This window comes from Bradyrhizobium guangxiense (assembly GCF_004114915.1).
Taxonomy (GTDB): Bacteria; Pseudomonadota; Alphaproteobacteria; order Rhizobiales; family Xanthobacteraceae; genus Bradyrhizobium; species Bradyrhizobium guangxiense.
In genome coordinates, this window is the sequence record NZ_CP022219.1 from 4,272,140 (window position 1) to 4,297,659 (window position 25,520).

29 protein-coding genes are annotated in these 25,520 nt (G+C 65.6%); 15 read left to right on the top strand and 14 right to left on the bottom strand.

Going from position 1 to position 25,520, the window contains the following annotated elements; translation table 11 throughout:
- Positions 1 to 28: 28 nt before the first annotated feature.
- The 9 genes from X268_RS20500 to X268_RS20540 all read right to left on the bottom strand — a co-directional run bounded on the left by X268_RS20500 (position 29) and on the right by X268_RS20540 (position 7,493).
- Positions 29 to 418: a DUF4189 domain-containing protein gene (locus X268_RS20500; RefSeq protein ID WP_128926587.1), complete on the bottom strand. Its 390-nt coding sequence runs from the start codon at positions 416 to 418 to the stop codon at positions 29 to 31.
- Positions 419 to 620: 202 nt separating this feature from the next.
- Positions 621 to 2,225: an NTP transferase domain-containing protein gene (locus X268_RS20505; RefSeq protein WP_128926588.1), complete on the bottom strand. Its 1,605-nt coding sequence runs from the start codon at positions 2,223 to 2,225 to the stop codon at positions 621 to 623.
- Entirely contained in the window at positions 2,222 to 2,923 is a 702-nt protein-coding gene (locus tag X268_RS20510; protein ID WP_128926589.1) for an XdhC family protein, read from the bottom strand. Before X268_RS20510 ends, X268_RS20505 begins: the two co-directional genes overlap by 4 nt.
- 2 nt (positions 2,924 to 2,925) lie before the next feature.
- Positions 2,926 to 3,249, bottom strand: coding sequence for an XdhC family protein (locus X268_RS20515; RefSeq protein WP_097658284.1), 324 nt, complete (start codon positions 3,247 to 3,249; stop codon positions 2,926 to 2,928).
- Between the two features lie 10 nt (positions 3,250 to 3,259).
- Complete coding sequence (locus tag X268_RS20520; RefSeq protein WP_128926590.1) at positions 3,260 to 4,462, bottom strand: vWA domain-containing protein; 1,203 nt, start codon at positions 4,460 to 4,462, stop codon at positions 3,260 to 3,262.
- 146 nt (positions 4,463 to 4,608) lie between these two features.
- The gene (locus tag X268_RS20525; protein WP_128926591.1) at positions 4,609 to 5,532 is read right to left on the bottom strand and encodes an AAA family ATPase; all 924 of its coding nucleotides are present in this window, start codon (positions 5,530 to 5,532) and stop codon (positions 4,609 to 4,611) included.
- 60 nt (positions 5,533 to 5,592) lie between these two features.
- Positions 5,593 to 6,399 carry an FAD binding domain-containing protein gene (locus X268_RS20530; RefSeq protein ID WP_128926592.1) on the bottom strand — a complete coding sequence of 269 codons (807 nt, stop codon included), beginning with the start codon at positions 6,397 to 6,399 and terminating at the stop codon, positions 5,593 to 5,595.
- A gap of 27 nt (positions 6,400 to 6,426) precedes the next feature.
- Entirely contained in the window at positions 6,427 to 6,912 is a 486-nt protein-coding gene (locus tag X268_RS20535) for a (2Fe-2S)-binding protein (RefSeq protein ID WP_014494194.1), read from the bottom strand.
- Positions 6,913 to 7,046: 134 nt separating this feature from the next.
- Entirely contained in the window at positions 7,047 to 7,493 is a 447-nt protein-coding gene (locus tag X268_RS20540; protein WP_128926593.1) for an SRPBCC family protein, read from the bottom strand.
- A 172-nt stretch (positions 7,494 to 7,665) separates the two neighbouring features.
- Here X268_RS20540 and X268_RS20545 point away from each other — a divergent pair, with 172 nt between their 5' ends.
- The 3 genes from X268_RS20545 (at position 7,666) to X268_RS20555 (ending at position 10,449) form a co-directional block, all read left to right on the top strand.
- On the top strand, positions 7,666 to 9,021 hold the full coding sequence (locus tag X268_RS20545) for a 3-carboxy-cis,cis-muconate cycloisomerase (RefSeq protein ID WP_128926594.1): 1,356 nt from the start codon (positions 7,666 to 7,668) through the stop codon (positions 9,019 to 9,021).
- A 125-nt stretch (positions 9,022 to 9,146) separates the two neighbouring features.
- Positions 9,147 to 9,929 carry a 3-oxoadipate enol-lactonase gene (gene pcaD / locus X268_RS20550; RefSeq protein ID WP_128926595.1) on the top strand — a complete coding sequence of 261 codons (783 nt, stop codon included), beginning with the start codon at positions 9,147 to 9,149 and terminating at the stop codon, positions 9,927 to 9,929.
- Positions 9,930 to 10,056: 127 nt separating this feature from the next.
- Positions 10,057 to 10,449 carry a carboxymuconolactone decarboxylase family protein gene (locus X268_RS20555; RefSeq protein ID WP_128926596.1) on the top strand — a complete coding sequence of 131 codons (393 nt, stop codon included), beginning with the start codon at positions 10,057 to 10,059 and terminating at the stop codon, positions 10,447 to 10,449.
- Here the strand turns inward: X268_RS20555 and X268_RS20560 are convergent.
- Both X268_RS20560 and X268_RS39570 read right to left on the bottom strand, forming a co-directional pair.
- Entirely contained in the window at positions 10,411 to 10,947 is a 537-nt protein-coding gene (locus tag X268_RS20560) for a hypothetical protein (protein ID WP_128926597.1), read from the bottom strand. The two genes, X268_RS20555 and X268_RS20560, sit on opposite strands and share 39 nt — an antisense overlap.
- Positions 10,948 to 11,193: 246 nt before the next feature.
- Positions 11,194 to 11,367 (bottom strand): hypothetical protein, encoded by a 174-nt coding sequence (locus X268_RS39570; RefSeq protein WP_164937836.1) that lies wholly within the window; start codon positions 11,365 to 11,367, stop codon positions 11,194 to 11,196.
- Positions 11,368 to 11,654: 287 nt separating this feature from the next.
- Between X268_RS39570 and X268_RS20570 the strand changes: the two genes are divergently transcribed.
- From X268_RS20570 to X268_RS20590, 5 genes are all read left to right on the top strand, one after another.
- Positions 11,655 to 12,572: an ABC transporter permease subunit gene (locus X268_RS20570; RefSeq protein WP_128926598.1), complete on the top strand. Its 918-nt coding sequence runs from the start codon at positions 11,655 to 11,657 to the stop codon at positions 12,570 to 12,572.
- A gap of 27 nt (positions 12,573 to 12,599) precedes the next feature.
- On the top strand, positions 12,600 to 13,895 hold the full coding sequence (gene livM / locus X268_RS20575; RefSeq protein WP_128926599.1) for a high-affinity branched-chain amino acid ABC transporter permease LivM: 1,296 nt from the start codon (positions 12,600 to 12,602) through the stop codon (positions 13,893 to 13,895).
- A complete protein-coding gene (locus X268_RS20580; protein ID WP_128926600.1) occupies positions 13,892 to 14,737 on the top strand; it encodes an ABC transporter ATP-binding protein in 846 nt (281 codons plus the stop codon). Before livM ends, X268_RS20580 begins: the two co-directional genes overlap by 4 nt.
- Positions 14,734 to 15,477 carry an ABC transporter ATP-binding protein gene (locus X268_RS20585; RefSeq protein WP_128926601.1) on the top strand — a complete coding sequence of 248 codons (744 nt, stop codon included), beginning with the start codon at positions 14,734 to 14,736 and terminating at the stop codon, positions 15,475 to 15,477. Before X268_RS20580 ends, X268_RS20585 begins: the two co-directional genes overlap by 4 nt.
- A 161-nt stretch (positions 15,478 to 15,638) precedes the next feature.
- Positions 15,639 to 16,757 carry a branched-chain amino acid ABC transporter substrate-binding protein gene (locus tag X268_RS20590; protein ID WP_128926602.1) on the top strand — a complete coding sequence of 373 codons (1,119 nt, stop codon included), beginning with the start codon at positions 15,639 to 15,641 and terminating at the stop codon, positions 16,755 to 16,757.
- A gap of 78 nt (positions 16,758 to 16,835) precedes the next feature.
- On the opposite strand, the gene X268_RS20595 is transcribed toward X268_RS20590, so the two are convergent.
- Positions 16,836 to 17,222 carry a response regulator gene (locus X268_RS20595; RefSeq protein ID WP_128926603.1) on the bottom strand — a complete coding sequence of 129 codons (387 nt, stop codon included), beginning with the start codon at positions 17,220 to 17,222 and terminating at the stop codon, positions 16,836 to 16,838.
- Positions 17,223 to 17,466: 244 nt separating this feature from the next.
- Between X268_RS20595 and X268_RS20600 the strand changes: the two genes are divergently transcribed.
- Genes X268_RS20600 through X268_RS20610 form a run of 3 tightly spaced genes read left to right on the top strand, consistent with a single transcriptional unit; the run spans position 17,467 to position 21,594 of the window.
- Complete coding sequence (locus X268_RS20600) at positions 17,467 to 20,274, top strand: PAS domain S-box protein (protein WP_128926604.1); 2,808 nt, start codon at positions 17,467 to 17,469, stop codon at positions 20,272 to 20,274.
- A 58-nt stretch (positions 20,275 to 20,332) separates the two neighbouring features.
- Positions 20,333 to 21,328, top strand: a complete 996-nt coding sequence (locus X268_RS20605) for a P1 family peptidase (protein ID WP_128926605.1) — start codon at positions 20,333 to 20,335, stop codon at positions 21,326 to 21,328.
- 53 nt (positions 21,329 to 21,381) lie between these two features.
- Complete coding sequence (locus X268_RS20610) at positions 21,382 to 21,594, top strand: KTSC domain-containing protein (protein ID WP_128926606.1); 213 nt, start codon at positions 21,382 to 21,384, stop codon at positions 21,592 to 21,594.
- Positions 21,595 to 21,607: 13 nt separating this feature from the next.
- On the opposite strand, the gene X268_RS20615 is transcribed toward X268_RS20610, so the two are convergent.
- The gene (locus X268_RS20615) at positions 21,608 to 22,396 is read right to left on the bottom strand and encodes an EF-hand domain-containing protein (RefSeq protein WP_128926607.1); all 789 of its coding nucleotides are present in this window, start codon (positions 22,394 to 22,396) and stop codon (positions 21,608 to 21,610) included.
- A gap of 251 nt (positions 22,397 to 22,647) precedes the next feature.
- Between X268_RS20615 and rpe the strand changes: the two genes are divergently transcribed.
- The 4 genes from rpe (at position 22,648) to X268_RS20630 (ending at position 24,057) form a co-directional block, all read left to right on the top strand.
- A complete protein-coding gene (rpe, locus tag X268_RS20620) occupies positions 22,648 to 23,349 on the top strand; it encodes a ribulose-phosphate 3-epimerase (RefSeq protein ID WP_128926608.1) in 702 nt (233 codons plus the stop codon).
- A 165-nt stretch (positions 23,350 to 23,514) separates the two neighbouring features.
- Positions 23,515 to 23,658, top strand: a complete 144-nt coding sequence (locus X268_RS39575; RefSeq protein WP_164937837.1) for a hypothetical protein — start codon at positions 23,515 to 23,517, stop codon at positions 23,656 to 23,658.
- Between the two features lie 11 nt (positions 23,659 to 23,669).
- Entirely contained in the window at positions 23,670 to 23,843 is a 174-nt protein-coding gene (locus X268_RS20625; RefSeq protein WP_245477584.1) for a hypothetical protein, read from the top strand.
- A gap of 22 nt (positions 23,844 to 23,865) precedes the next feature.
- A complete protein-coding gene (locus tag X268_RS20630; RefSeq protein WP_128926610.1) occupies positions 23,866 to 24,057 on the top strand; it encodes a hypothetical protein in 192 nt (63 codons plus the stop codon).
- A 22-nt stretch (positions 24,058 to 24,079) separates the two neighbouring features.
- Here the strand turns inward: X268_RS20630 and X268_RS20635 are convergent, their stop codons facing one another.
- On the bottom strand, positions 24,080 to 25,519 hold the full coding sequence (locus tag X268_RS20635) for a serine/threonine protein kinase (RefSeq protein ID WP_128926611.1): 1,440 nt from the start codon (positions 25,517 to 25,519) through the stop codon (positions 24,080 to 24,082).
- Position 25,520 lies beyond the last annotated feature (1 nt).

Sequence of the window (25,520 nt, forward strand, 5' to 3'; positions counted from 1 at the left end):
ATCGCCCCGGAATGACGGCAAGGAAAAATCACCCCTTGGCGTCGCAGGCCCAGGCGCGGATCACGCATTCCTTGCCGCCGTATTTGTAGCATTCGCGCGTGGCGGCGTTGAGAGAAGCCGAGATCTTCGGCTTGACGGCGTAACCGTAGGCGCCGCACGGATTCGTCATATCGACCGACATCGCAGCACAGGCGCGCTTCATCGTCACGGTGGTGCAATCGCCCTTGCACTGCTTCTGCGCCGCGGCGCGAGCCTCGTGCTCGTGGCCATAATCAAAAGCCTGGCCATAAGCGCCGCACTTGCCGACCGCAAAGGCGCCGGCGGCATGGGCTTCTGTCATATAGCGGGCGCCGGAAACACACACGGACAGCGCAAAGAAAAACATCGCGCAACGGCGCGCGACGACGTTCGAAGCCATGGAAAAACCCCTCCCCCGAGGCAGGCGGAGGCGAGTCTAAGCGGCGGTCGTTTCCAGATGGTGAACGGGTGGTTGAAATCGGCAGGCTTCGGGGGGCGCCGTAGGGCGGGCAAAGCGCAGCGTGTCCACCAATTGTCGATCGCAACGAAGAGACCGTGGGCACGGCGCTCCGCGCCATTGCCCACCGTCGTTTGCGGCACCTTCATCCCCGCCTTGCCGCTTCCAGCGCCTGCGGCGTGTCGATGTCGAGGAAGGCGCTGTCGCCGTCCACCGGCACCTCGGCCACGGCCTCGGTGTGCTTGGCGATCAGATGCCGCGCGCCGACGTCGCCGTCGAGCGTCATCAATTCCTTGAAGAAGCGGCGCGACCACAGCACGGGATTGCCGCGGCGGCCTTCGCTGACGGGCACGACGATGAGATTGCCGCGGTCCGGCGCAAAGCCGTCGATGAGACGGTCGATCAGGCCGGCATCGATCAGCGGCATGTCGCCGAGACAGACCAGGGCGCCATCACAACTCTCCGGCACGGCGGCGATGCCGGCCTTGACCGAGCTTGCGATGCCGCCGGCGAAATCCGGATTCTTGACGAATTTCACCTTCAGGCCCTGCAGCGCCTGCTCGACCAGCTCGGTCTGGTGGCCGGTGACGACGATCACCTCGGATGCTTTCGAGGCGAGCGCCTGCTCGGCGGCGATGCGCACCAGCTTCTTGCCGTCGAGCTCGGCGAGCAGCTTGTTCGGCCCGCCCATGCGGGTTGAGCGGCCAGCCGCGAGCACGATGGCGGCGACCTCGCTGTTGCCCTCGGTCTCCGCTTTCGCGCGCGGCTGCGGCCGCGTCACGATCTCCATCAAGAGGCCACCGACGCCCATGCCCATCAGCTCGGACCGCGTCACCTTGATGCCGGCGAGGAGCCGCATCAAGACCCAGTCAAAACCGTTCTCAACCGGCGAACGCGCGCAGCCGGGGGCGCCGAGCACCGGCACATTGCCGGCGCGCGCAATCAGCAACAGGTTGCCAGGATCGACCGGCATGCCGAAATGCTCGATCTCGCCGCCGATGCCGGTGACAGCCGCCGGGATCACGTCGCGGCGATCGGCGATCGCAGAGGCTCCGAACACGATGACGAGCTCGGCCCCCAACGCGAGCAATTCCTTGATCGCGGCCGACAGCTCGCGCTCATCGTGCTGCACGCGCCGCTCGGCGATGATGCCGGCTCCGGCCGGCGCGAGCCGCTCGGCGGTGACGCGCAGCGTTTTGTCGATCACCTTGGACGACAGGCCCGGCAGCAGGGTCGAGACCACGCCGACGCGCTTGATGACGTAAGGCGCTATTCTGAGCACGTCCCTGCCCGCCGCCTTCACCGCGGCATCGCGCAGGCGTCCTTCGACACCAAACGGGATGATCTTGACGGTGCCGACCATCTCGCCCTCGACCACCGGCTTGTAGGCGGTCAGCGAGGCAAAGGTGATGGCCTCGTCGATATTGTTGATGCGGTCGACCGCGGCGCGGTCGATCACCAGCACACCCGCTCGCGCGGCGAACAGATTGGCGCGACCGGTGAAGGCGCGCTCGACATGGATGCCTTCGCCGCCCACGGCAAGCGCGATACTGGCGGCCGCGACGTCCTCGGAGACGTCGCCCGCCTCCATGCGCACCACGACGATGTCCTTGATACCGGCGCGCGTCAGCGCCTCGACCTCGGCGGGGCCGATCGTCGTGCCTTTCTTCAACACCAGCGGTCCCTGGCGCAGGGTGTGGACGGTCACCCCGCCGATGGCATCCTCAGGACTCGCCGGGCCGAACTTCATGCTGCTTCTTCTTTTTCCTTGGGAGGCAGGCGGAGCACGGCCGTGATCTCCGCCATGATCGCGACTGCGATCTCGGAGGGCGAGACCGCACCGATCGCAAGCCCGATGGGCGCGTGAATGCGGGCGATGTCGCTCTCCTTCGCACCCTGCGCCCGCAACCGGTCGCCGCGCTTGGCGTGCGTCTTCCGCGAGCCGAGCGCGCCGATATAGAAGCAGCCGCGCTCGAAGGCATGCAGCAGCGCCGGGTCGTCGATCTTCGGATCGTGCGTCACCGCGACGAAGGCGGTGTAGGCATCGACATTGAGCGGCGGCAGCGCCGTGTCGGGCCATTCGGCGATCAGCGGAATGTCGGGGAAGCGCTCCGGGCTTGCGAATGCCGTGCGCGGATCGATCACCGTCACGTCATAGCCGAGCGAGCGCGCCAGCGGCGCCAGGGCCTGGCTGATATGGACCGCGCCGACGATGACGAGCTTTGCGGTCGGCGCGTAAACGTTGAGGAACAGCTTCTTGCCGCCGGCTTCGACACTGGCGCTCTTGCCCATGCGAAGCTGCTTCTCAAGCTCGGCACGCAGAGGATCTCTGGCAAAATCCTTCGCCTTCACCAGGCGCTGCTCGCCGCTCTCGGTGTCCGTCACCAGGATCGCCGGCCGGCGCGCGGCCCGCTCGGCATTGAGTTCGTGGAGGATCTCGAGCTTCACGGCTAGCCGACCTTCTCGACGAAGACGCGGATGGTGCCGCCGCAGGACAGCCCGACATTCCAGGCGGTCTCGTCGGCGACGCCAAACTCCAGCATCCTCGGTTTTCCGCTCTGGATCACGTCCATGGCCTCGGTGACCACGGCGCCCTCGACGCAGCCGCCGGAGACCGAGCCCAGGAAGGTGCCCTCGTCGTTGATGACGAGGCTCGAGCCCGCCGGGCGCGGCGCCGAGCCCCAGGTCTCCACCACGGTCGCCAGCGCGACGCCATGGCCGGCCTTCTGCCAGTCCTCGGCCGCCTTCAGGATATCCTCGTCGCGATCGAGCATGGGGTGCCTCTCAAGCTGCGGAGCGGATCAGGCTGCGGTGATGCGGCGGCAACGGCTGGGAGAGCGTCGTGATCAGCTCCTGGATCGAACTCAAATTATGCACGGGGCGGAATTCGTCAACGTGCGGAAGCATCATTTTGATGCCCTGTGCCTTGGCCTCGAAGCCGCCGAACCGCAGCAGCGGGTTGAGCCAGATCAGCCGCCGGCAGGAGCGATGCAGCCGGTCCATCTCGAAGGCGAGCTTGGAATCGGCCTCCCGCTCCAGCCCGTCGGAGATCAGGAGCACGATGGCGCCCTGGCTCAGCACACGGCGCGCCCACAATTTGTTGAAATTGTGCAGCGAGGCCGAGATCCGCGTACCGCCCGCCCAATCCTCGACCGAGGCGGAGCAACTCGCCAGCGCCTCGTCCGGATCGCGCTGGCGCAGCGCGCGGCTGACATTGGTGAGGCGGGGGCCGAACAGGAACACCGAGACGCGCTTGCGCGCGTCCGTGATGGCATGCAGAAAATGCAGGAACAGGCGGGGGTACTCGCTCATCGAGCCCGAGATGTCGAGCAGCGCGACAATCGGTGCCGGCTTCTCGATCCGCCCGAGCCGACGGATGTCGATGATGTCGCCCCCGGTGCGCAAGGATGCGCGCAGGGTCCGGCGCAAGTCGAGGCGAAGCCCACGCGCATCGGGCCGGTGCCGACGCGTCAACAGCTCGGCTTGCGGCAGGTGCATGCGGTCGATGGCACGGAGCGCCTCGGCGATCTCGGCCGCACTCATCTGCGCAAAATCCTTCTTCTGAAGAATTTCCTTGTCGGAGACCGACAGGCGCAGATCCTGCTCCTGGTGCTGCTGCGTCTCGGTCATCCGCGGCTGCGACATCGCCTCCTGCACGCGGCGCGAGCCGGCCTTCGGCTTCTTCTTGGCCTCGTCCGGCAGCGGCACCGAATCCAGCATGTGCTTCCATTCTTCGGAAGGCCGGAAGAACAGGTTGAAGGCTTGGCTGAAGACCAGCGCATGCTCATGGCGCTTGACGAAGATCGCCTCCAGCGTGGTGAAGACGTCGGCGCGTTTGCCGATGTCGATCACCTGGAGCGCGCTCATGGCATCGATGACCGCGCCCGGGCCTACCGGCATCCCTGCCGCGCGCAGCGCGCGGGCAAAGCCGACGATGTTGTCGGCGAATTGCTCGGTCTGCTCGGGGGCAAGGTGGTTGATGGCCATGGTCTCGTATCCATCTCCTCGTCATTCCGGGGCGCGCCACTTGGCGCGAACCCGGAATCCATTCTCCACCAACCCTGCGGCCCGATGGATTCCGGGCTCGCACTACGCGCACCCCGGAATGACGAGCTCGTTATGACGCACGCGCGTCAATTCTCGCTCGTCGCTTCCTTCAGCACCTTCTGCAGGGTGTCGCCCTGCATGCGGGTGATGTCGTCCTGGTACTTGAGCAGCGCGCCCAGCGTGTCGCCGACCACTTGCGGGGTCAGCGAGCGGGCATCCAGCTCCGACAGCGCCGTGGCCCAGTCGATGGTCTCGGCAACGCCCGGCGACTTGTAGAAGTCCTGGTTGCGCAGCGCCTGCACGAAGCGCACGACCTGCTGCGACAGCTTGGCGGAGATGCCGGGCACGCGCGTCTTGACGATGGCGAGCTCGCGCTCGGCGGCGGGATAATCGACCCAGTGATAGAGGCAGCGCCGTTTCAGGGCGTCGTGAATCTCGCGGGTGCGGTTGGAGGTGATGATGACGATCGGCGGGGGTGGGGGCTTGACGGTCCCGAACTCGGGAATGGTCACCTGGAAGTCGCTGAGGATTTCGAGCAGGTAGGCTTCGAAGGCCTCGTCGGCGCGGTCGAGCTCGTCGATCAGCAGCACCGGTGGGCCGGCGACGTCGGGCTCCAGCGCCTGCAGCAGCGGCCGCTTGATCATGTAGCGGTCGGCGAAGATGTCGCTCGAGAGCTGATCGCGATCGGTATCGCCGGCGGCTTCCGCCATCCGGATCGCGATCATCTGCGCAGCGCTATTCCACTCGTAGACTGCGGAGGAGACGTCGAGGCCTTCGTAGCATTGCAGGCGGATCAATTTCCGCCCCAGCGCCGCCGAGAGCACCTTTGCGATCTCGGTCTTGCCGACGCCGGCCTCGCCTTCCAGGAACAGCGGCCGCCCCATCCGCAACGACAGGTACGTCACCGTCGCCAGCGAGCGCTCGGCCAGATAGCCGCGCGAGGTCAGGAGTTCGAGCATCGCATCGACCGATGCCGGCAAGGCATCAGAAGTATTGGCCGCTGAAGTCATGAAAGGCCAGTCTCGTTTGCGCCCTCACGGGCAAGTCATGTGCCGGGAAGTGAGGTCACCTCACTCCTTGGCGTTGGCTGCATCGACCGCGCGCCGCGTCAGCACGCCGATGAGATGCGCGCGGTATTCGGCGCTGCCGTGGATGTCGCTGTTGAGCCCCTCAGCCGGGACGGCGATGCCGTCCAGCGCCTTGGACGAGAAGCGCTTCTTCAGCGCCTCCTCGAACGCGGTGACCCGGAAGACGCCTTCGGAGCCGGCACCGGTCACGGCAACCCGCACGTCCGAGGGACGCCGCGCCACGAACACGCCGACCAGCGCATAGCGGGAGGCCTGGTTGCGGAACTTGATGTAGGCCGCCTTCTTCGGCAGCGGGAACATCACCTTGGTGATGATCTCGTCGGCTTCGAGCGCGGTGGTGAACAGGCCCTGGAAATACTCTTCTGCCTTGAGGCGGCGCTTGTTGGTGACGATGGTGGCGCCCAGCGCGAGCACGGCAGCCGGATAGTCCGCGGTTGGGTCGTTGTTGGCGAGCGAGCCGCCGATCGTGCCCTTGTGACGCACGGCGGGATCGCCGATTCCGCCGGCAAGATTCGCCAGCGCCGGGATCGCCTCGCCGACGATCGCGGAGGTGGCGACCTCGGCGTGCTTGGCGGTGGCGCCGATCACCAGCGAGCGGCCTTTCATCTCGATCGTGTTGAGCCCCTCGATATGGGAGAGGTCAACCAGATGCGGGGGGCTGGCGAGGCGCTGCTTCATGACGGGAATCAGCGTGTGGCCGCCGGCGATCACCTTGGCGTCCTCGTTCTTCACCAGCAGATTGGCCGCCTGGCGAACGGTGCCGGGGCGATGATATTTGAATTCGTACATCTGAATGTCCTGATCGCGGGATGCGCTTTACGCGAGGTCGGATTTCGCCATCGCCTTGGCGCCGGCGGAGATGGAGGCGACGATGTTCTGGTAGCCGGTGCAGCGGCAGAGATTGCCTTCCAGTTCTTCCCGGATCGTATGGTCGTCGAGCTCATGACCCTTGCGATGCACGATGTCGATCGCGGTCATGATCATGCCCGGCGTGCAGAAGCCGCACTGCAGGCCATGGTGCTCGCGGAAGGCCTCCTGCATCGGATGCAGCGGCGCGCCGTCGGCAGCCAGCCCCTCGATCGTCTTGACCTCATGGCCGTCGGCCATCACCGCAAGCGTGGTGCAGGACTTCACGGCCTTGCCGTCGAGATGCACGACACAGGCGCCGCACTGCGAGGTATCGCAGCCGACATGGGTGCCGGTCAGGCGCAGATTCTCGCGCAGGAATTGCACCAGCAGGGTGCGGGGATCGACATTGGCCGTGACAGGATTGCCGTTCACGATGAGGGAGATTTTTGCCATAAGCACTCTCTATCAGCGCCCCGACGGGTCCCATCGAAGCGGTTCTTATAATTATTCCAACCCATCATATGGGCCATTATGCCCCGGGGCAACATCGCCCGGGGCGCAAGGCGCCATGCCGGAGGCGATGACCTTCAGCTCTGTACGGCCTTGGCGAAGTTCGCGAAAAACTCGTCGGCGAGCTTCTTGGCGGCGCCGTTGATCAGGCGCTGGCCGAGCTGCGCCAACTTGCCGCCGATCTGCGCCTCGACGTCGTAGGAGAGCAGCGTGCCGCCGTCCTTCTCCGCCAGCCTGACCGCCGCGCCACCCTTGGCGAAGCCAGCGACCCCGCCTTCGCCCTCACCGGAGATCTTGTAGCCGTTCGGCGGGTCGAGATCGGACAGCGTGACCTTGCCCTTGAAGCGCGCCGACACCGGGCCGACCTTCATTTTCGCCGTCGCGCGAAAGCCGCCGTCCTCGGTCTTCTCGAGCTCCTCGCAGCCGGGGATGCAGGCCTTCAGCACCTCGGGATCGTTGAGCTTGGCCCACACGGCCTCGCGCGGCGCCGCAAGCTGGACTTCGCCGTTCATCGTCATGGCCATGAGGGTGCCTCCCGGATCGCGTAACTATAGTGCTGATCAAGTAACGCAGGGACGCGGCAAAGGAAAGGGCGGCGCCCGGTCACGTGCAATGCATATTCGCAACTGCAAAAAGACGTGTGCAGGCGGTGGGGGATTGGCACGGCCGGGCCATGATGCTTAGGTCGCGCGCAATATGAGCACGTCCCTCTCCCCCCTGCTCGCACCGATGCTGTCGAGCGCCGCCATGCGCGTGGTCTGCGACGACCGGTCCACTCTGCAGAACATGCTTGATTTCGAGGCAGCCCTGGCCCGCGCCGAGGCTGCCACGGCTGTGATTCCGGCATCTGCGGTGGGGCCGATCGAGACCGCGTGCAAGGCCGATGGCTTTGACATGGCCGCCTTGGCGGAGGCCGCGACGCGATCAGGGAATCTTGCGATCCCCCTGGTCAAGGCGCTGACTGCCAATGTCGGCAAGGCCGACAAGGAGGCTGCGCGCTATGTGCATTGGGGCGCCACCAGCCAGGACGTCATCGACACCGCGACCATGCTCGCGCTCCGCGCCGGCATCGATGTGCTGGACGCCGACCTCAGCCGTGCCATCAAGGGCTTTGCTGCACTGGCGCGCCACCATCGCAATACCGCGATGGTGGCACGGACCTGGCTCCAGCATGCGCTGCCGATGCCGTTCGGCCTGAAGGCCGCCGAATATGCATCCAGCCTCGCCCGCGCCCGCTGTCGCCTGCGGCGGCTCCGCCGCGAGGGCCTCGCGCTGCAATTCGGCGGCGCCGCCGGCACGCTCGCGGCTCTCGGCGACAAGGGACTTGCGGTGGCCGAGCGCCTCGCGCGGGAGCTCGACCTGCCGCTGCCGGAAGCGCCCTGGCACGCCCACCGCGACCGGATCGCGGAAGCCGCATCCTGCTTCGCCATTCTCGCCGGCAGCTGCGGCAAGATCGCGCGGGACGTCTCGCTGATGATGCAGACCGACGTCGCCGAAGCGTTCGAGCCGGCCGGCGAAGGCCGCGGCGGCTCCTCGACCATGCCGCACAAGCGCAACCCGGTCGCCGCCGCGAGCGCGCTGGGCGCCGCCACCATGGCTCCGCAGCTTGCCGCGACGATCTTCGCAGCCCAGGTGCAAGATCACGAGCGCAGCGCCGGCCCCTGGCACGCGGAATGGCCGACGCTGCCGCAATTGATGCTGGTCGCCTCGGGCGCGCTGACCGCCATCGTCGACATCGCCGAAGGGCTCGACGTCGATGCTGCGCGTATGCTCCGCAATCTCGATGCGACGCACGGCCTGATCATGGCCGAGGCGGTCACGTTCGCGCTGGCCGACAAGATCGGCAAGAGCGATGCGCATCATCTGGTCGAGGCCGCCAGCAAGCGCGCGGTCGCCGAGAAGAAGCATCTGCGCGAGGTGCTGTCGGCCGATTCGCAGGTCACTGCGCATCTTTCGCCGGAAAAAATTGCGGCATTGTTGGAGCCGATGGCCTATCAAGGGGCTTCCCAGGCCCTGATCGACCGGCTGCTGGATTCACTGGATCTCTCCTGATGTCATTGCCGGGCTTGACCCGGCAATCCATCATCCTGGATAGATTCGCTTTTGAGATGGATGCGCGGGTCATCCAGGCTAAGACGCGCTTCGCGCTGTTACCCGCGCATAACGAGGAGCATGCCATGCCCATGATCGATGCCGACGGATGCCTGCTCAACGTCTCCGTCGAGGGCCGCGACGGCGGGCCGACCTTGATGCTGTCCAACTCGCTCGGCTGCACGCTTCAGATGTGGGAGCCGCAGATGAAGGCGCTGACGCAGGTGTTCCGCGTCATCCGCTACGACCGCCGCGGCCACGGCAAGTCCAACGTTCCGCCGGGCCCCTACACGATGGAGCGCTTCGGCCGCGACGTGCTCGCGATCCTCGACGACCTCAACATCGAGAAGGTGCATTGGTGCGGCCTGTCGATGGGCGGCATGGTCGGGCAATGGCTCGGCGCCAACGCGCCGGAGCGCTTCGGCAAGCTCATCCTCGCCAACACCTCCTGCTACTATGCCGAACCGACCAAATGGCTGGAGCGCATCGATGCGGTGAAGAAGGGCGGCATCGCCGCGGTTGCCGACGCCGTGATCGCAGGCTGGCTGACGCAGGATTTTCGCGAGCGCGAGCCTGCGATCACCGCAAAGATGAAGGCGATGCTGCTCGCCTCGCCGGTCGACGGTTACCTTGCCTGCTGCGAGGCGCTGTCGACGCTGGACCAGCGCGCGCTGCTGCCGAAGATCAAGAGCCCGACGCTGGTGATCGCCGGCCGCCACGACGTGGCGACGCCAATCTCGGCAGGCGAATTGATCCGCTCGAACATTCCCGGCGCCAGCATGACCATCATCGACGCCGCGCACATTTCCAATGTCGAACAGCCGCACGCGTTTACCGACGCGGTAGTGGGTTTTCTGACGCAGCGCTGATCGCGCCCATCGTCATTCCGGGGCGATGCAAAGCATCGAACCCGGAATCTCGATCGGCATTCACAACCTCGAGATTCCGGGTTCGCCTGTTCGAGGCGCCCCGGAATGACTGATCCGGAGAAACACCATGGATGACCAGAAGCGCCGCGATGCCGGCATGAGCGTGCGCCGCAAGGTGCTGGGCAATGCCTGGGTCGACAAGTCGATCGCGAACCGCAACGCCTTCAACACCGATTTCCAGGACATGATCACGCGCTATGCGTGGGGCGAGATCTGGACCCGGCCGCATTTCGACGAGCGCACGCGGCGCGTGCTGGTGATCGGCACCATGGTCGCGCTCGGCCAATGGGACGAATTCCGCCTGCACGTGCGCGCGGCGCTGGCCGAGGGCGGCTTCACGCCCGACGATATCAAGGAAATCCTGCTGCAGCAGGCGATCTATTGCGGCGTGCCAGCCGCGAACCACGCCGTGAAGGAAGCCTCAGCGATTGTGCAGGAGCTCGGCCTGCTCAAGACCTAGCGACGCGGCGATCTCGACGGGCTTTTGAACGGCCTTGGGCGCTGGCGCCGGCTTCTCGATCACGACCACGATGGCGGCACCGAGCAAGAGCAGGAGCTCGGTCGCATGCAGCCGGAGCGCGGCCATCTCGCCGACCTTCGAGGCCATGACCATGCTGGCAAACGAGATCAGGCTGCCGATCGCCAGGGCGATGCTAAGCGCCTCGTCGCTGCCTCCGTTCCTGCGAGTGCGGGGAATACAGAGCAGCACGAGATAGATCGCAAAGAACGCCACCACGGTCAGACGGCCCAGCGCCAGCAGCCACGCGGCGCGTACCGTATCCATGCCCGCCATCTGGAGATGGTCGCTGAGGAAGAGTGCCACTGCGACGCTCGGCCGCTCGTAGAGGCCGTGCACCGGGGCCACGATGATGTTGAAGGCGACGAGGGTCCAGACCGGAATGAAATAGGCCGCCAGCAGCGCGCCGTTGACCGAGCCGATCCGCCAATTCCTGAACATGCCGCTTCCCGCTTCACCTGCCGTTCGCCCTCGATGAACGGCTTTGCTAGGGAGCTAACTCGCATCAGACTGTGGCGGCAATTTAAACCCTTTGTTTACCTTAACTGACCCGACTTTCGTCATTCCGGGGCCGATGCGATGCATCGAACCCGGAATGACGGCCTAGAAGGCCACGAATAGGGCCCCGCCTTGCGGCGGGGCCCTCCTCACTACCCTTACTCGCGACCCTTGCGCTTGGGCTCTCAACTAGTCGTCCTGGCTGCGCTGGCCGCCCTGCTGCTGGCCGGGACGTTCGCCCTGGCGCATCGGATCCTGCTGCTGCTGTCCGGGTTTCTGACCGCCGCCCTGCTGCTGTTGCGGATTGCGCTGGCCGGGGTTCTGACTCTGCTGACCCGGATTCTGGTTCTGCTGCTTCGTCATTCGGGGAAACTCCCTTGTTGGACGTCACGGGGAGGATAACGACGGGCTTCCAATTTGGTTGCCCTGCGGAACCCGGTTCCTCGCAGCTGCGGAACCCCGAAATGCCCGCCGCCATGAAATGACCTCTGTACAAACCTTTATGCCGAGGTCTGGCCAGTTGCAGCCGCCAGTTCCCTCCTGTTACAAAACGGGAAGAATGCGTGGGGCTGCCGGGGCCCGGGAAGAAACTCAATCACACTCTCTCGAAAGCTCCCTTTGAGCCGCGTCAGGTTTGGTAACGGCAGCCCATGGATTATTTCGCCCAGCAGCTCATCAACGGCCTCGTGCTCGGCTCGATCTACGGTCTGATCGCGATCGGCTACACGATGGTCTATGGCATCGTCGGCATGATCAACTTCGCCCATGGCGATGTCTTCATGATCGGCGGCTTCATCGCCTTGATCACCTTCCTGATCCTGATCTCGCTCGGCCTGACCGCGATACCGCTGATCCTGCTCGTGGTGCTCCTGGTCTCGATGGCGATCACTGCGCTCTATGGCTGGACCATCGAGCGCATCGCCTACCGGCCGCTGCGGCATTCCTTTCGCCTCGCCCCGATGCTGTCGGCGATCGGCATGTCGTTCGTGCTGACCAACTACTCGCAGGTTGCGCAAGGCGCGCGTGTCAAGCCGATCCCGCCCTTCATCACCGGCGGCTACACCCTGCATGAGAGCACGGACGGCTTTGTGATCCAGCTCTCCAACATCCAGATCATGGTGGTCATCACCACGATCGTGCTGCTGGCCCTGTTCACCTGGCTGGTGTCGCGCACGCGGCTCGGGCGCGACATGCGCGCCTGCGAGCAGGACCAGACCATGGCGGCGCTGCTCGGCGTCGACGTCGACCGCACCATCTCCATGACCTTCGTCATCGGCGCCGCGCTCGCCGCTGTCGCGGGCCTGATGTACCTGCTCTATTACGGCCTCGTCGATTTCTTCATGGGCTTCGTCGCCGGCATCAAGGCGTTCACCGCCGCCGTGCTCGGCGGCATCGGCTCGCTGCCCGGCGCCATGCTCGGAGGGCTTGCGATCGGCCTGATCGAGACGTTCTGGTCCGCCTATTTCTCGGTCGAGTACAAGGACGTCGCGGCGTTCTCGATCCTGATCGTCGTGCTGATCTTCATGCCGACCGGCCTGCTCGGTCGTCCCGAAGTCGAAAAAGTCTGACGGTCGCGCGTGGCAGCTTCCCCACCCATGAAGGCCAAATCGGGCATCCCCGCCATCTTGAAGACAGCTTTGGTCAACGCCCTGATCGCGCTGGTGCTGTTCTCGTTGATGGTCGGCATCCGCACCGAGGCGGGCGCCTCCGGCCAGCTTACCTATTGGACGCGCTTCGGCGAACTCGCCTCCCTCGTCGCTGCGGTCTTCGGCGGCTCCATCGTCATCGAGCTGCTGCGGCAATGGATCGGCCCGACCGGTGCCGAGAAGCTGGTGCCGCCCGCGGTGAAGAGCGGCGTGTCCTTCATCGGCCGCTATCTGGCGCCGGCACTTCTGATCTTCACGCTGCTGGTGCCGGTGATCTTCTATGACCAGCGCTACATCCTCGACCTCGCCATCCTCGTGCTCACCTATGTCATGCTGGGCTGGGGATTGAACGTCGTGGTCGGGCTCGCCGGCCTGCTCGATCTCGGCTACGTCGCCTTCTATGCGGTCGGCGCCTATTCCTATGGACTGCTTGCGACCAATTTCGGCTGGTCGTTCTGGATCTGCCTGCCGCTCGCCGGCATCCTTGCCGCGTTCTGGGGCGTCCTGCTCGGCTTCCCCGTGCTACGCCTGCGCGGCGACTACCTCGCCATCGTGACGCTCGCCTTCGGCGAGATCATCCGCCTCGTTATCATCAACTGGCAGGAGCTCACCGGCGGCCCGAATGGCGTTTCCGGCATCCCCCGCCCCTCCTTCTTCGGCATCCCGCTCGACAACAGCGATGACGGCCTCGCCGCCAAGCTCGGCATCGAATATTCGCCGACCCACCGCATCGTCTTCCTGTTCTATCTGATCCTGGCGCTTGCCCTGCTCACCAACTGGGCGACGATCCGCCTGCGCCGTCTGCCGATCGGGCGGGCCTGGGAAGCCTTGCGCGAGGACGAGGTCGCCTGCCGCGCGCTCGGCATCAATACCACGACCACCAAGCTCACGGCGTTCGCGACCGGTGCGATGTTCGGCGGCTTTGCCGGCGCGTTCTTCGCCACCCGCCAGGGCTTCATCAGCCCGGAATCCTTCACCTTCCAGGAATCGGCGCTGGTGCTCGCCATCGTCGTCCTCGGCGGCATGGGCTCCCAGCTCGGCGTCGCGCTGGCCGCGCTCGCCATGATCGGCGGCTTCGAATTGTTCCGGAGCCTCGAGACCTATCGCATGCTGGTGTTCGGCATGGCCATGGTGCTGATCATGATCTGGCGGCCGCGCGGCTTGATCGGCCATCGCGCGCCCACCGTCTATCTGACCAAGGCGCAGGCGATCTCCTCCGACCTCGTCAAGGAAGGGCACGGATGAGCGGCGACAAGATGAGCGACAGGATTCTTGGCGTCGACCGGCTCACCATGCGCTTCGGCGGCATCGTGGCGGTGCAGGATCTGTCGTTCTCGGCGGCGCGGAAGAAGATCACCGCGCTGATCGGACCAAATGGCGCCGGCAAGACCACCGTGTTCAACTGCATCACCGGCTTCTACAAGCCGAGCGGCGGCGCCATTCGCCTCACCCATGACGACGGCAGGACGATCGCGCTGGAGCGGCTGAACGATTTCCGCATCGCCAAGCAGGCCAAGGTCGCCCGCACCTTCCAGAACATCCGGCTGTTTCCCGGCATGACCGCGCTGGAAAACCTGATGGTGGCGCAGCACAATGCCTTGATGCGCGCCTCCGGCTTCACCCTGCTCGGCCTCATTGGCGCGCCCGGCTATCGCGACGCCGAGAAGCGCGCGATCGATCTGGCCACCGACTGGCTCAAGCGGGTCAACCTGCTCGACCGCGCCGACGATGCCGCCGGCAATTTCGCCTATGGCGACCAGCGCCGGCTCGAGATCGCGCGCGCCATGTGCACCGAGCCCGCGCTGCTGTGCCTGGACGAGCCCGCCGCCGGCCTCAATGCGCGCGAGAGCGCGGCGTTGAGCGAGCTCTTGCTCTCGATCCGCGACGAACTCGGCACCTCGATCCTCCTGATCGAGCACGACATGTCCGTGGTGATGGAAATCTCCGACCACATCGTGGTGATGGACCATGGCGTCAAGATCGCGGAAGGCACGCCGCGCGAGGTCCGCGATGATCCCAAGGTGATCGCGGCCTATCTCGGCGCCGACGAGGAAGAGGCGGCCGCTGTGATGGAGGGCGGCTCGTGACGTCGGCGCCGTCTCCCCTGCTCGCGATCCGCGGCTTGCGCGCCGCCTACGGCAAGATCGAAGCGCTGAAGGGCGTCGACGTCGAGATCAATGCCGGCGAGATCGTGGCTTTGATCGGCGCCAACGGCGCCGGCAAGTCGACGCTGATGATGACGATCTTCGGCAAGCCGCGCGCCCGTGCCGGCCAGATCCTGTATGAAGGCCGTGACATCACCGACGTCCCTACCCACGAGATCGCGCATTTGCGCATCGCGCAATCGCCGGAAGGCCGCCGCATCTTCCCGCGCATGAGCGTGGCGGAAAACCTCCAGATGGGAGCAGATGCCACCGGGTGCACCGAAGGCGAACGCGAGGCGACGCTGCAGCGCGTCTTCACGCTGTTTCCGCGGCTGAAGGAACGCTACGCCCAGCGCGGCGGAACCCTGTCCGGCGGCGAGCAGCAGATGCTGGCGATCGGCCGCGCCTTGATGAGCCGTCCCCGCCTGCTGCTGCTCGACGAACCCTCGCTCGGCCTCGCGCCGCTGATCGCGCGCCAGATCTTCGATGCGATCCGTACCCTGAACCGGCAGGACGACCTGACCGTCCTGATCGTCGAGCAGAACGCCAACCACGCCCTCAAGCTCGCCCACCGCGGTTATGTCATGGTCAATGGCCTGATCACGCTGGCCGGGACCGGCAGCGAATTGTTGCAGCGCCCCGAGATTCGCGCCGCCTATCTGGAAGGCGGCCGCCACGGCTGACCGAGCCCCAGGGCGGGCGAGTGCGGTCGAATGTGGCGAGATAACTCCGCCAATGCCCGTATTTTGCCGGTGACTTCTCCTCGAATTCATTCAAGAATGGCGGCGGTTTGAACCGGGCATGTCCCGGCAACTTCCACAGGCGACCACCCGCGAGGTATCTCATGAAATCACTGAAGCTCATCGGTCTGGCATTCGGCGCATCGCTCGCGCTGTCGAGCGCGGCATTCGCGCAGGATGTCACCGTCGCAGTCGCAGGCCCGATGACCGGCGGCGAGTCCGCCTTCGGCCGCCAGATGAAGAACGGCGCCGAAATGGCCGTGGCCGATATCAATGCCGCCGGCGGCGTCAACGGCAAGAAGCTCGCGCTGTCCGTCGAGGACGACGCCTGCGACCCGAAGCAGGCGCGCTCGATTGCCGAGAAGATCGCCGGAGCCAAGATCCCGTTCGTCGCCGGGCACTATTGCTCGTCGTCGTCGATCCCGGCTTCGGAAGCCTATGCCGACGGCAACGTGCTCCAGATCACCCCGGCCTCGACCAACCCGCTGTTCACCGAGCGCAAGCTCTGGAACGTGGCGCGCGTCTGCGGCCGTGACGATCAGCAGGGCCTGATCGCGGCGCAGTACATCGCCAAGAACTACAAGGGCAAGAACATCGCGATCCTCAACGACAAGACCACCTACGGCAAGGGTCTTGCCGACGAGACCAAGAAGGCGCTCAACAAGGCCGGCATCACCGAGAAGATGTACGAGTCCTACAACAAGGGCGACAAGGACTTCAACGCGATCGTCTCGCGCCTGAAGCGTGACAACATCGACCTCGTCTATGTCGGCGGTTACCATCAGGAGAGCGGCCTGATCCTGCGTCAGATGCGCGACCAGGGCCTCAAGACCGTGCTGATGGCCGGCGACGCGCTCGCCGACAAGGAGTATGCCTCCATCACCGGCCCGGCCGGCGAAGGCACGCTGTTCACCTTCGGCCCCGATCCGCGCAACAAGCCGACCGCCAAGAAGATCGTCGAGGCCTTCAAGGCCAAGAACATCGATCCCGAGGGCTACACCCTCTACACCTATGCGGCGATGCAGGTGTGGTCGCAGGCCGCCAAGAAGGCCGGCACCACCGACGCCAAGAAGGTCATGGAGGCGATGAAGGCCGGCAAGTGGGACACCGTGATCGGCCCGATCGAGTATGACGCCAAGGGCGACATCAAGCAGATCGACTACGTCGTCTACAAATGGGACGCCAAGGGCGGCTACGCCGAGATCAAGGGCAACGGCACCTGACGCGCTTGCCGGGTCTTGCGCCCGCCATCGATCATCACGACGCCCCGGCTTAGCCCGGGGCGTTCTTTTTTGGCGGGATCAGACGGCCGCAGGCAGCTCGCCGGCCGACGCGGCCTGGGCCTTGCGAAGCGCCTGCAGGAGATCGTTCGGCCGAAACGGCTTTTGCAGGCAAATCACGTCGGCGAGGTGGGGCGACTGCTCCATGAAGTCCAGCGCCGTCATGCCGGATACCGCGACGATTGGGAGCCCCGGCGCACGCTCGCGCAGGGCCGCGATGACATCGACACCGCTGATGTCGCCCAGGAAGATATCGACGATCACCGCATCGAAAGGGCCCTCGGCGAAGGATTTCAGCCCGGCCACACCGCTGTCGGCCTCGGCAACATCGTATTGGTTGACCCGAAGCACGATCGCGACCATCGCGCGCACGTCCTTCTGGTCGTCGATGATGAGAACGCGAGGCATGGGAACAACTCCCGCAAATCGACAAATCGTACGATTCAAACCTGGACCCCGCCGTGACGGCAGGGCATTATGACACCGCCCAGTAAAGCGCATCTTACCCGATCCCTATTCCGCGTCCCCACCAAAATTAAGTAAGCTGTAACCTTCGGTTGAGTCGTCGCTGCAACAATTCACGGCACGCGCCCGGAACGCGCTACCGTGGGGTGGTGGAGGTCAAGCCAACCCGGATCTTGGAATTGCGGAGATGCTCAAAACGGGTCTGCACGAGATGAACGCGCCTGCGATCGACCGAAGCACCTTTCTCTCAACCCTGCCGGCCTCTTCGGCCGATCGAACCGCGGCATTATGGATCGTCGGCGTTTCCTCGATCCTGTTCGCGCTGGCCGTTCCGTTCGCAGGTATTGCACTACTGCCGGTCCCCGCCTTCGTCGCGAGCTATCAATCAGCCCTGGCCGTGAGCGACATCATCACGGCCGCGCTGCTGCTGGCGCAGTTTTCGGTGCTGCGGACCCGCGCGCTGCTGTGGCTGTCGACCGGCTACCTGTTCACCGCCGCCGCGGCGCTGGTCCATGCCCTCACCTTCCCCGGCCTGTTCACACCGACCGGGCTGTTTGGCGCCGGCAGCCAGACCACCGTCTGGCTCTACATGATCTGGCATGGCGTCTTCCCACTGTTCGTGCTGGGCTATGCCTGGCTCAAGGAAAAGGACGGCGGCCCGAGGATCCGGACCGCAACGAGCAAAGCGATCTACGCGACCGTGATCGGCGTCGTCGCAACCATGGCCGTCTTCACCTGGGTCGTCACTGCCCAGCATGATCTGCTGCCGGTCCTGCTCCGCGACGGCCGCTACACCCCGACCATGATCGGGGTCGTGTCCTTCGTGTGGTCGCTGAGCTTCGCCGCCTTGGTTTCGCTGTGGTTCCGGCGCCCACATTCGGTGATCGACGTCTGGCTCATGGTCGTGATGTGCGCATGGCTGTTCGACATCGCCCTGTCTGCGATCGTCAATGTCGCGCGCTTCGATCTCGGCTTCTACGCCGGCCGTCTCTATGGTCTCTGCGCGTCGAGCTTCGTGCTCGGGGTGCTGCTGATCGAGAACGTTCGCCTTCAGGCCCGGACGGTGGGCCTTGTCGGCAGGCTGCGGGAGCAATCGGCGTCGGATCGCGACTTCTATGGCAAGCGTCTTGCGCTGTACGGCGCCGTCGTCGAATCCTCCAACGACGCCATCATCACGAAGACGCTCGACGGCATCATCACCGGCTGGAACAAGGCCGCCGAGCATCTGTTCGGCTATTCCGCCGCGGAGGCTGTCGGCAGGTCGATCGACATCATCGTGCCGCCGGACCGAAAGAGCGAAGTCAGGAGCATCCTCAACCGGATCGCCGGCAACGAGACGATCGCCCAGCACGAGACGGTGCGGATTCGAAAGGATGGCCGCGCGCTCGACGTCGTGCTGAATGTCTCTCCACTGCGATCGGACAACGGAGAGATCATCGGGGCCTCCAAGATCGCCCACGACATCACCGAGGAGAAGCAGGCACAGGAGAAGCTTCGCCGCGAGATCGAGGAGCGCCAGCGCATCTTCGAGACCTCGCAGGACCTGATCCTGGTCACCGACGGTTACGGCAATTTCATCCAGGTCAGCCCGAGCGTGAAGGACATCCTCGGCTTCAGCCCGGAAGACCTGATCGGGCACAGCGCGACCGAGTTCATCCACCCTGACGACCTCGAGAAGACGCGGGAGGAGATGCGAGCGGCGCGGCGCGGTGCGATCAAGCGCAGCTTCGAGGCGCGCTACTATCATTACGACGGCCACGAGGTCTCGCTGAACTGGATGGGCACCTGGTCGGAGCCGGTGAGGCGCCATTTCTTCATCGGTCGCGATCTGACGGAGAAGCAGGCGGCCGAAGCCCAGTTCCGCCAGGTGCAGAAGATGGACTCCATCGGCCAGCTCACCGGCGGCGTCGCTCACGACTTCAACAACGTGCTGACCGTCATCACCGGCACGATCGGCATCCTGGCCGACGCGGTCGCCGACCGGCCGGAGCTTGCTGCGATCACCAAGCTGATCGACGATGCCGCCGAGCGCGGCGCCCAGCTGACCAAGCATCTGCTCGCCTTCGCCCGCAAGCAGCCGCTCCAGCCGCGCGAGATCGACGTCAATGCGCTGGTGCTCGAAGCCGCCAAGCTGCTCCACCCGACCCTCGGGGAGCAGATCACCATCGTGCCGCAGCTCACCGAGGATGCCTGGCCGACGCTGGTCGATCCCGGCCAGCTGTCCACGGCGGTCCTTAATCTCGCGCTCAACGCCCGGGACGCCATGCCCGAGGGCGGCACCCTCGTGCTCGAGACCCGCAACATCTTCCTCGACGACGGCTATGCCAGCATGAACCCCGACGTCGTCGCTGGCAGCTACGTGATGATCGCGGTCAGCGACACCGGCTCCGGAATCCCGCCGGAGCTGATCGACCGGGTGTTCGATCCCTTCTTCACCACCAAGGAGGTCGGCAAGGGCACCGGGCTCGGCCTCAGCATGGTATTCGGCTTCGTTAAGCAGTCCGGCGGCCACATCAAGATCTACAGCGAGCAAGGCCACGGCACGAGCGTCAAGATCTACCTGCCGCGTTCGAGCGGCGTGCAGGAAAGCGAGTACGAGGTGCTGCAGAACGCGCCCATCACCGGCGGCGACGAGAAGATCCTGATCGTCGAGGACGATGCGCTGGTGCGGCAATATGTGGTGACCCAGGTCAAGAGCCTCGGCTACACAGCGCTCGAAGCCGCCAACGCGGCCGAAGCCCTCACCATCATCGACGCCGACCGCGGCATCGACCTGCTCTTCACCGACATCATCATGCCCGGCAACATGAACGGCCGTCAGCTGGCCGACGAGGCCGCCCGCCGCCGTCCCGACCTGAAGACGCTGTTCACCTCGGGCTACACCGAGAATGCCATCGTCCATCACGGCCGCCTCGATTCCGGCGTGCTGCTGCTGGCAAAGCCCTACCGGAAGACCGAGCTCGCCAAGATGCTCAGAACCGCGCTCGCCAGTTGAGCCCGCGGCGGCCCTGAGCTATCGCAGACCGCGAACCGCACTCAACGACGAGGCCGCCTTGAATAATTCGCTCACCGATATTGCCGGCGTCCGCGTCGGCCATGCCGAAGATGCGAAAGTGGCCTCCGGCACGACCGCGATCATTTTCGACCAGCCGGCGGTCGCGGCGATCGACGTCCGCGGCGGCGGTCCCGGCACGCGCGAAGACGCGCTGCTCGATCTCGCCAACACCGTCGAGCGCGTCGACGCGATCGCGCTGTCGGGCGGTTCCGCCTTTGGCCTCGACACCGGCGGCGGCGTGCAGGCCTGGCTCGCCGAGCAGGGCCGCGGCCACCGGGTTCGCGAAGCGCTGATCCCGATCGTGCCGGGCGCGATCCTGTTCGACCTGCTCAACGGGGGCGACAAGGCCTGGGGCCGCTTCTCGCCCTACCGCGACCTCGGCTACGCCGCGGCAGCCGCCGCGGGCACCGAGTTCGCACTCGGCAGCGTCGGCGCCGGCCTCGGCGCCACCACCGCAACGTTCAAGGGCGGGCTCGGCTCGGCCTCGGCGGGGACAGCTGATGGCGTCAAGGTCGCGGCGATCGTCGCCGTCAACGCCGTCGGCAGCGTCACCGTGGGCAACGGTCCCTGGTTCTGGGCGGCACCGTTCGAATTGGCCGGCGAGTTCGGCGGCCGCGGCCTGCCCGACGCGTTCACCGACGACATGCTGCGCATGCGCATCAAAGGTGGGCCGGCAGCAACCGCGCGCGAGAACACGACGATCGGCGCCGTCGTCACCGATGCGGTGCTGACCAAGCCCCAGGCCAAGCGGCTGGCGATGATCGCACACACCGGCTTCGCCCGCGCGATCTATCCGGTGCACGCGCCGACCGACGGCGATGTGCTGTTTGCTGCCGCAACCGGGGAGAAGCCGATCGATCCGCTGGTCGGCCTCACCGAGCTCGGCACCGTCGCGGCCAACGTGGTGGCGCGAGCGATAGCCCGCGGCGTGTACAGTGCGGCAGCTCTGCCGTTCCCGGGGGCGCAGCCGGCCTGGAAGGACAGATTCGGTTAGAAACGAAACGGCCGATACGGCGTTGTCTCGGCACCATCCCCAGATGTACCGCCATGCCGTCTTCCGTGATCCGGTTTTTCCGCTATGCGCCCGACACGCGGGAGCTGAAGGTGACTTTCGTCAGCGGACGCCTCTATGTCTATGAGGACGTTCCACCCGAGGTCGCTGCAGCATTCCAGGAAGCGCGCGCAAAAGGAGTGTTCTTCAACCACGAAATCCGTGACCGGTATGTCTACCGTGACATCACGCGCGCGTATGCCGGCTAATCTCGGATGCCGCTCACACGCTCATCGACATCGACGAGCCGGCAGCCGCCGAAGAGCCCTGCCCGTGCCCGCCTTGCTGCTGCATCAATTGTGCAAACAGATCGTAAGCCGAGTTACGTGAGGAGCTGGAGGCGCCCGGCACCGTCGTCGACATCTTGAAGCCGTCGGCATAGGTGACGGTGGTGGTGGTCGAACCATCGGCGTTGGTCGTCGTGGTCGAGGTCGATCCGCCGCCCGACGAGGACTCCGAGCCACCGCCGGAAGCATCGCCCGCGCCGTGAGCGTGCTGGCCGCGGTGACCGCTCTTCAGCGCCTTCGACATCTCGTCCAGGCTGACGCTGCCGTCCGCATTCGAATCCAGCTTGGAGAACACGTCGTCGGCCTGCGCGAGGTTGGTGCCGCCGGCGCCGAGCGCGTCCTCGAACTCGGACTTGGTGATGCTGCCGTCGCCGTCCGCATCGATCAGCGAGAACAGATCCTTGAGTGCGGCATTCCGGCCTTGCGGCGTCGAGGAGGTCGCGCTCGACGAGGTCGAAGTCGTCGCGCTGCCGGTGCCGTCCGACGATTGGCTCTGCGCCGCAAACAGCGCGTTCATCGTCTCCGGCGAGATCTGCGGATATTTGCCCGAATTGACCGACGAGGTCGCGCCGCTGGTCGGGCTGTTGCTGCCGCTGTCGATCGCGAACGGATTGGTCGCGCCCTGCGCCGCCCCCGCCTTGTGCGTCGACGAGGACGATTTCGAGTTCGTCAGCGACTGGATCGCGTCGAGTGCGCTCGATACGGCACCAAGGGCAAACAACATTGCACAACTCCAACCCGTGCGGCATGCCGCGGCCAATGTTCTGCAGCTGATGTCAGCAAGCGTCGTGCCAGCGCAAAAAGCTCAATGAAATCCGCCGCCGCCGCGCCTTGGACGGCCTGGAAACACCGGCAATTCGTGCCGGTCACGGCAGAAATTTCCGCCCACAGGAAGCACGCCTCCCCTGCATTGCCCGCCATGGAGGCCCATGTTAGGCGAGGCCATCCTTCACGGCCGCCACGGGAAACCGCGCCATGACCCAAGCCTTCGCCCCCCCCCCCCTGGCCATCGCGTCCTCGATCCTGGCCTCGGACTTCTCCAGGCTCGGCGAGGAGGTGCGCAGCGTCGATGCCGCCGGCGCCGACTGGATCCATCTCGACGTAATGGACGGTCACTTCGTTCCCAATATCTCCTACGGTCCCGACGTCATCAAGGCGATGCGCCCGCACACGAAGAAGATCTTCGACGCGCATCTGATGATCTCGCCGTGCGACCCCTATCTCGAGGCCTTCGCCAAAGCCGGCTGCGACCACATCACCGTGCATGCGGAGGCCGGCCCCCATCTGCACCGTTCGCTGCAGGCGATCCGCGCGCTCGGCAAGAAGGCCGGCGTCTCGCTCAATCCCGGCACGCCGATCAGCGCGCTCGAATATGTCCTCGATCTCGTCGACCTCGTGCTGGTGATGTCGGTCAATCCCGGCTTCGGCGGCCAGGCCTTCATTCCATCCGCGATCGCAAAGATCCGCGACATCCGCGCAATGACGGCGGGGCGGCCCATCGATATCGAGGTCGACGGCGGCGTCGGACCCGATGTGGCCGGCGCACTCGCCGCGGCCGGCGCCAACGCCTTCGTCGCCGGCACGTCCGTCTTCAGGGGCGGCACGCTGGAGGCCTACAAGAGCAACATCGCCGCGATCCGCAACGCGGCGCTGCAGGCGCGCGGCGAAGCGATTTGAGCTGGATCTGGCCTTACGGCCGGACGACGGAAAATCCCGCGGCACCTACGGGTGTTGCAGCGCGCAATGCCTAAAATTGCAGTCGTGATCCGTACTCATCCGGACTTCACTGATTCGCGCAAATCATCGCAAGTGAGTCCTGCCTGCTTTTGACGGGAGGACATCATGACGACGACCCTGGTTTGGACTGGCGTAGCGTTGTGGTTAGGGTTCAATGCGGCGATCGTGGCCCGCGGCCTCTACGCGGCGCGACCGGTGAAGGCCGTGGCTTCCGCCCGCATCATCCATCTTCATCGTCGCCGGGGCTGAGCGCCATGCAGATGCCGCTCGTGAAGCGCCAGCCGAAACGCAGGTGCCGGATCCCGCGTCGCCCGCACCCGGGCCTCGATTATTTCTTCGGCCGCCTCGATCGCGCCGATGGCACGCTGGACGACGATGCCGGGCTCGACAATTCGGACCTCGACCATTCGTTCGCTTCGCAACGCCGACACTGAGACTTCGTTACCGGACCGCCCCATGAAACCGCACTGCCCGAACTGTCTCAAGGAAATGACCAAGGCACCCGCGTCGCGTAACCTGTTCAATTGCGAGCCCTGCCGCGAGATCATCCAGTATTTCGGCGGCAGCGCGGATCACGGCGAACCCGGCCCGCAATTCGCCTGGCCGATCCGCCGCAAGCGCGTCGCCCACACCGTTCACGCAGCCTGATCCGGGCGCCGGACGCGCGGCCTTATCCGGCCATCTTGCCGGCGTCAGTCTCACCGACATCTCCCGCCATCCGCGGCGGCCTGACCACGGTGACGGTGCAGCTCGCCTCCGAGGCCACCTTGGCCGAGACGCTGCCGAGCAGCGTGCGGCGGAACGAGCTCTGCCGCGCGCCGATGATGACGTGGTCGACCTGGTTGACCTCGGCGAACTCCAGGATCGCGGCGGCGGGATCGACCGCCTCCAGCACATGGGCCGACAGCCGGCTTTCGTCGAGCTTCAGCGGCGTCGCCCAATGCCTGAGCGCGACCAGGCGGTCGATATGTTTGTTGGACCCCTGCTCGTCCAGGGTACGGTCGATCGCGATCCGGTTCAGCTTGAGCACGTTGACGCAGGCAAGCCGCGCTGACGGCAAGGTGGCTAGGATGCGTTCGGTGGTGACGCGCAGCGCCTCGTTCAGCTCCGGCGCACCTTCCACCGTGTCGAGCGCAACAGCGAGGATCGGGCTCGACGCGATCTGGGCCGCGACATCCGATTTCGCGCGCGGTGCCATGACGCCCTGATTGAAACGGCGCCGCCAGGCGACGCCGAGGGAATCGCGCTTGAGCCGCTCCGCGCGCGCGGTGAGCTTGACCTGGTCCGGATGGGCAAGATCGAAGGCGAGCTGGGATGCCGTCGGATAGCGCCACACCGGCTCGATCTCGAGACACCGCAACACCACCTCCTGAAGCCAGGGCGGATAGTCGGCGCGGAGCTTGCGTGGCGGATGCGGATCGCGCCACAGCCGGCGCCGCATCGCACGCAAGGTCTCGCCCTCGCCGAACGGCCGCTCGCCCGTGGTGAAGAAATAGAGCAGCACGCCGAGCGAGAACAGATCGCTGCGCGGATCGTCGCGCACCCCCGACAGCCGCTCGGGCGCCATGTAGGGGGCGGTGCCGTAAGGCAGGCGGAATTCCTCCTGCAACAGATCCGGCAGATGGTTGTGATGCGACAGGCCGTAGTCGATCAGCACCGCCTCGCCGCTGTCGCGGAACATGATGCTGCTCGGCTTGATGTCGTGATGGATCACGTTCTGCCGGTGCAGGTCGGCCAGCGCGGTTGCGATCCTGGCGACGAGCAGCCGCGCTTCGTCATAAGGCAGCGGCAGCTCGGACAGCCGCTTGTAGAGCGTGGCGCCGCCAATGCGCTCGATCACGACGTAGGCCTGGCGCGCGAAATCGCCGGTGCCGAAACAGGTCGGGACGTGCGGCCCCGCGAGCCGCGGCAGGATCATCATCTCCATCTCGAAGGAGACGATCGCGGCGGGGGCCTCGCCCTCCGACACCCGCGGTATCTTCATCAGCAGGGGCACGTCGATGCCGGGATGGGTAACCGTCCACAGCGTCGCCATGCCGCCGGCATGAACGCATTCACCGATGGTGTAGCCGTCGATCTCCGCGCCGGATTTGACCAGTGATTTCGGCATC

Bases quoted from the DNA above. Each gene is read 5' to 3' on its own strand.
- X268_RS20500 (WP_128926587.1), bottom strand. From the start codon at position 418: ATGGCTTCGAACGTCGTCGCGCGCCGTTGCGCGATGTTTTTCTTTGCG.
- X268_RS20505 (WP_128926588.1), bottom strand. From the start codon at position 2,225: ATGAAGTTCGGCCCGGCGAGTCCTGAGGATGCCATCGGCGGGGTGACC.
- X268_RS20515 (WP_097658284.1), bottom strand. From the start codon at position 3,249: ATGCTCGATCGCGACGAGGATATCCTGAAGGCGGCCGAGGACTGGCAG.
- X268_RS20520 (WP_128926590.1), bottom strand. From the start codon at position 4,462: ATGGCCATCAACCACCTTGCCCCCGAGCAGACCGAGCAATTCGCCGAC.
- X268_RS20525 (WP_128926591.1), bottom strand. From the start codon at position 5,532: ATGACTTCAGCGGCCAATACTTCTGATGCCTTGCCGGCATCGGTCGAT.
- X268_RS20530 (WP_128926592.1), bottom strand. From the start codon at position 6,399: ATGTACGAATTCAAATATCATCGCCCCGGCACCGTTCGCCAGGCGGCC.
- X268_RS20535 (WP_014494194.1), bottom strand. From the start codon at position 6,912: ATGGCAAAAATCTCCCTCATCGTGAACGGCAATCCTGTCACGGCCAAT.
- X268_RS20540 (WP_128926593.1), bottom strand. From the start codon at position 7,493: ATGGCCATGACGATGAACGGCGAAGTCCAGCTTGCGGCGCCGCGCGAG.
- X268_RS20545 (WP_128926594.1), top strand. From the start codon at position 7,666: ATGAGCACGTCCCTCTCCCCCCTGCTCGCACCGATGCTGTCGAGCGCC.
- pcaD (WP_128926595.1), top strand. From the start codon at position 9,147: ATGCCCATGATCGATGCCGACGGATGCCTGCTCAACGTCTCCGTCGAG.
- X268_RS20555 (WP_128926596.1), top strand. From the start codon at position 10,057: ATGGATGACCAGAAGCGCCGCGATGCCGGCATGAGCGTGCGCCGCAAG.
- X268_RS20560 (WP_128926597.1), bottom strand. From the start codon at position 10,947: ATGTTCAGGAATTGGCGGATCGGCTCGGTCAACGGCGCGCTGCTGGCG.
- X268_RS39570 (WP_164937836.1), bottom strand. From the start codon at position 11,367: ATGACGAAGCAGCAGAACCAGAATCCGGGTCAGCAGAGTCAGAACCCC.
- X268_RS20570 (WP_128926598.1), top strand. From the start codon at position 11,655: ATGGATTATTTCGCCCAGCAGCTCATCAACGGCCTCGTGCTCGGCTCG.
- livM (WP_128926599.1), top strand. From the start codon at position 12,600: ATGAAGGCCAAATCGGGCATCCCCGCCATCTTGAAGACAGCTTTGGTC.
- X268_RS20580 (WP_128926600.1), top strand. From the start codon at position 13,892: ATGAGCGGCGACAAGATGAGCGACAGGATTCTTGGCGTCGACCGGCTC.
- X268_RS20590 (WP_128926602.1), top strand. From the start codon at position 15,639: ATGAAATCACTGAAGCTCATCGGTCTGGCATTCGGCGCATCGCTCGCG.
- X268_RS20595 (WP_128926603.1), bottom strand. From the start codon at position 17,222: ATGCCTCGCGTTCTCATCATCGACGACCAGAAGGACGTGCGCGCGATG.
- X268_RS20600 (WP_128926604.1), top strand. From the start codon at position 17,467: ATGCTCAAAACGGGTCTGCACGAGATGAACGCGCCTGCGATCGACCGA.
- X268_RS20610 (WP_128926606.1), top strand. From the start codon at position 21,382: ATGCCGTCTTCCGTGATCCGGTTTTTCCGCTATGCGCCCGACACGCGG.
- X268_RS20615 (WP_128926607.1), bottom strand. From the start codon at position 22,396: ATGTTGTTTGCCCTTGGTGCCGTATCGAGCGCACTCGACGCGATCCAG.
- rpe (WP_128926608.1), top strand. From the start codon at position 22,648: ATGACCCAAGCCTTCGCCCCCCCCCCCCTGGCCATCGCGTCCTCGATC.
- X268_RS39575 (WP_164937837.1), top strand. From the start codon at position 23,515: ATGACGACGACCCTGGTTTGGACTGGCGTAGCGTTGTGGTTAGGGTTC.
- X268_RS20625 (WP_245477584.1), top strand. From the start codon at position 23,670: ATGCCGCTCGTGAAGCGCCAGCCGAAACGCAGGTGCCGGATCCCGCGT.
- X268_RS20630 (WP_128926610.1), top strand. From the start codon at position 23,866: ATGAAACCGCACTGCCCGAACTGTCTCAAGGAAATGACCAAGGCACCC.
- X268_RS20635 (WP_128926611.1), bottom strand. From the start codon at position 25,519: ATGCCGAAATCACTGGTCAAATCCGGCGCGGAGATCGACGGCTACACC.